General features: G+C 70.2%; 3 protein-coding genes. 1 reads left to right on the top strand and 2 read right to left on the bottom strand.

All coding sequences use genetic code 11. The features are described 5' to 3' along the window. Positions 1 to 292: MarR family transcriptional regulator (locus AB8Z36_RS33000; RefSeq protein WP_440582056.1), on the bottom strand; the 292-nt coding region annotated here is incomplete at its 3' end. A 14-nt stretch (positions 293 to 306) separates the two neighbouring features. Continuing rightward, positions 307 to 1,758: a xylulokinase gene (gene xylB, locus AB8Z36_RS33005; protein WP_369217066.1), complete on the bottom strand. Its 1,452-nt coding sequence runs from the start codon at positions 1,756 to 1,758 to the stop codon at positions 307 to 309. Between the two features lie 122 nt (positions 1,759 to 1,880). Here xylB and xylA point away from each other — a divergent pair, with 122 nt between their 5' ends. Continuing rightward, positions 1,881 to 3,047, top strand: a complete 1,167-nt coding sequence (xylA, locus tag AB8Z36_RS33010) for a xylose isomerase (RefSeq protein WP_369217067.1) — start codon at positions 1,881 to 1,883, stop codon at positions 3,045 to 3,047. Positions 3,048 to 3,196 lie beyond the last annotated feature (149 nt).

Here is a 3,196-nt window from a genome sequence, read left to right on the forward strand (position 1 = left end):
GCTCGGGACCCAGCTCATCCAGGTGTCCCGAGCGGATCAGCTCATCGACGAGCGTGGAGACGGCTGCCCGCGTCAGGCCGATCCGGGAGGCCACGGCGGCACGCGACAGAGGGCCATGCGTGGCCACGGCGTACATCACCCGGGAGAGATTGCGGCGGCGCATCCCTTGCTGGGTGTCGGGCAGTGATGTGCCCGGTGTCTTCCTCGGCGGGGCCGCAGCCGTGCCCGGGCGTTCCTCGCGCGGCGGCATGCCGGACCCTACCCGGCGATCTTCGTGCAGCGGTGCGGTCATGCTTCGGTCGGTCCTCACTCCCCGTTGGGCGCCCTGTCCAGGAGCGGCGCCGCGTCGGAGAGTACCCCGGAGATGCGGGACAGCGTCTCTTCGTCGCGGGCCACGGGGTCGAGCACCGGGCCTTCTGCGGTGCCCCAGCGCCGGGCGATCGCCGAGGGGTCCTCGCCGGTCAGCACGCCCGCCGCCTGCGTGGCGGCGCCGAGCGCGACCAGTTCCTTGGCCCTGGGGATCTGTACGGGACGTCCGGAGAGGCGCCGTACGGTCTGCTGCCATGCGGCCCCTCGCGCGCCGCCGCCGATCAGCAGGAGTGGGGACGACCTGTCGGCGTCGGTGTCAAGGACCAGGTCGAGCGCACCGAGTAGCGAGTGCACGGCCCCGTCGTACGCCGCCTGAAGCAACTGGCCCGGGGTCGTGTCGTGCCGCAGCCCGTGCAGCAGTCCGGAGGCGCGCGGCAGGTCAGGGGTGCGCTCTCCGTCCAGGTAAGGCAGGAGTGTGGCGGTTCCGCCCGGGTCGACCGCCTCACGGTCCAGGCTCAGCAGGGCGGCCACTCGGTCGACGGCGAGCGTGCAGTTGAGCGTGCAGGCCAGCGGAAGCCAGTCGCCGCGCGCGTCGGCGAAGCCCGCGACCGTGCCGGTCGGGTCCGTGGGGCGGTGCTCGGAGACCGCGTAGACCGTGCCTGAGGTGCCGAGGCTCAGTACTGGAGTGCCGGGCCGAAGCCCCAGGCCGATGGCGGCCGCCGCGTTGTCACCGGTGCCAGGTGCGACCAGCGTCCCCTTGGAGAAGGGGAGTCCCTCGCCCCGTACGGTGCCGACGACCTCTCCGGGACGGGCCACGCGCGGGAGCAACGCCGGATCAAGGCCCACCATGCCGAGGATTTCCTCGTCGTACGCCTCCGGACCCGACGCCCACCAGCCAGTGCCGGACACGTCGCCGCGGTCGGTCGTGCCGAGTCCCGTGAGGCGTTCCGTGAGGTAGTCGTGGGGGAGACGCACGGCGGTCGTGGCGCGGACGGCGGCCGGTTCGTGTTCGGCGAGCCAGGCCCACTTCGTCACCGTGAAGGAGGGCCCCGGCACGCTTCCGATGCGGTCCGCCCACGCCTTGGGGCCGCCGAGCCGCTCAAGAAGGGTCTTGGCCTGAGGTGCGGAGCGCACGTCGTTCCAGAGAAGGGCCGGCCGGACCGGACTGCCGTCGCGGGCGAGCGTCACGAGGCCGTGCTGCTGGCCGCCGACCGACACGGCGGCGGCCTCCCGCGCGGCGGAGCCGCACTCCTGGAGCGCCGCGCACAGCGCGTGCCACCAGTCCTGGGGGTCGCTCTCGCGGCCGTCGCCCGCGCTGACCCGGTGCGGGGCCTGGCCACTCGCCACCACATGGCCGGTGGCCACGTCGACGACCAAGGCCTTGGTGGACTGTGTGGACGTGTCCACGCCCACAACGAGGGGCCCTTGGGCGGATGGTGCTGATGACATGCCGGTCTCCGTTCTTGCGGCTCTTCCAGGTGCTACCCCGAGTTTCCTCCACGGCCTTCCCAGCGGGGCCCTCGGATACTAATTTGTAAACGGCCATGACGAAATAGCCGAGGGAGCCGTACATGAACTACCAGCCCACTCCGGAGGACAAGTTCAGCTTCGGTCTGTGGACCGTCGGTTGGCAGGGCCGTGACCCGTTCGGGGACGCCACGCGCGCCGCGATCGATCCGGCGGACTCCGTGCGTCACCTCGCCGAACTGGGTGCCTACGGAGTGACGTTCCACGACGACGACCTGATCCCGTTCGGGTCGTCGGACGCGGAACGCGAGGGCCACATCAAGCGCTTCCGGCAAGCCCTGGACGCGACGGGTCTCGTGGTGCCGATGGCCACCACGAACCTCTTCACGCACCCGGTCTTCAAGGACGGCGCGTTCACCGCCAATGACCGCGACGTACGCCGCTACGCACTGCGCAAGACGATCCGCAACATCGACCTCGCGGTGGAGCTGGGCGCGCGTACGTATGTGGCGTGGGGCGGCAGGGAGGGGGCGGAATCCGGCGCCGCCAAGGACGTGCGCGACGCGCTCGACCGCATGAAGGAGGCCTTTGACCTCCTGTCGGAGTACGTGACCTCCCAGGGTTATGACCTGCGCTTCGCCATCGAGCCGAAGCCGAACGAGCCGCGTGGCGACATCCTCCTGCCCACCGTCGGGCACGCCCTGGCTTTTATCGAGCGCTTGGAACGCCCCGAGCTGTTCGGTGTCAACCCCGAAGTGGGCCACGAGCAGATGGCGGGCCTGAACTTCCCGCACTCCATCGCCCAGGCGCTCTGGGCGGACAAGCTCTTCCACATCGATCTCAACGGTCAGACCGGCATCAAGTACGACCAGGACCTGCGGTTCGGCGCGGGCGACCTGCGCAGCGCCTTCTGGCTGGTGGACCTTCTGGAGAGGGGCGGATACGACGGTCCCCGCCACTTCGACTTCAAGCCCCCGCGCACGGAGAGCTACGAAGGCGTCTGGGCGTCGGCCGCAGGCTGTATGCGCAATTACCTGATCCTGCGGGAGCGGTCGGCAGCCTTCCAGGCCGACCCTGAGGTCGGTGAGGCGCTGCGTGCCTCGCGCCTCGACGAGTTGGCGCTTCCCACGGCCGAGGACGGTCTCTCCGGGCTGCTCGCCGACCGGGGCGCGTTCGAGGCGTTCGACGTCGAAGCGGCCGCCGAGCGTGGAATGGCCTTCGAGCGCCTCGACCAGCTGGCCATGGATCACCTTCTCGGAGTCCGCGGCTAGGGCTCCGCTTTCTCTTAAGTGCGTGGGGAGTTCTCCGCAGCCGTGCATGGATAGATCTACATCGCGGCGTTTGCGGCAACTTCCGCACAGGGGTCGCCTCCTGAGCGGTTCGAGGCGACTCTTGACGGTATGGCCATGCCGCCCGTACC

The organism is Streptomyces flavofungini (assembly GCF_041028215.1).
Lineage (GTDB): Bacteria > Actinomycetota > Actinomycetes > Streptomycetales > Streptomycetaceae > Streptomyces > Streptomyces flavofungini_B.

Coding starts and splice junctions, on each gene's coding strand:
- xylA (WP_369217067.1), top strand. CDS start 1,881: ATGAACTACCAGCCCACTCCGGAGGACAAGTTCAGCTTCGGTCTGTGG.
- xylB (WP_369217066.1), bottom strand. CDS start 1,758: ATGTCATCAGCACCATCCGCCCAAGGGCCCCTCGTTGTGGGCGTGGAC.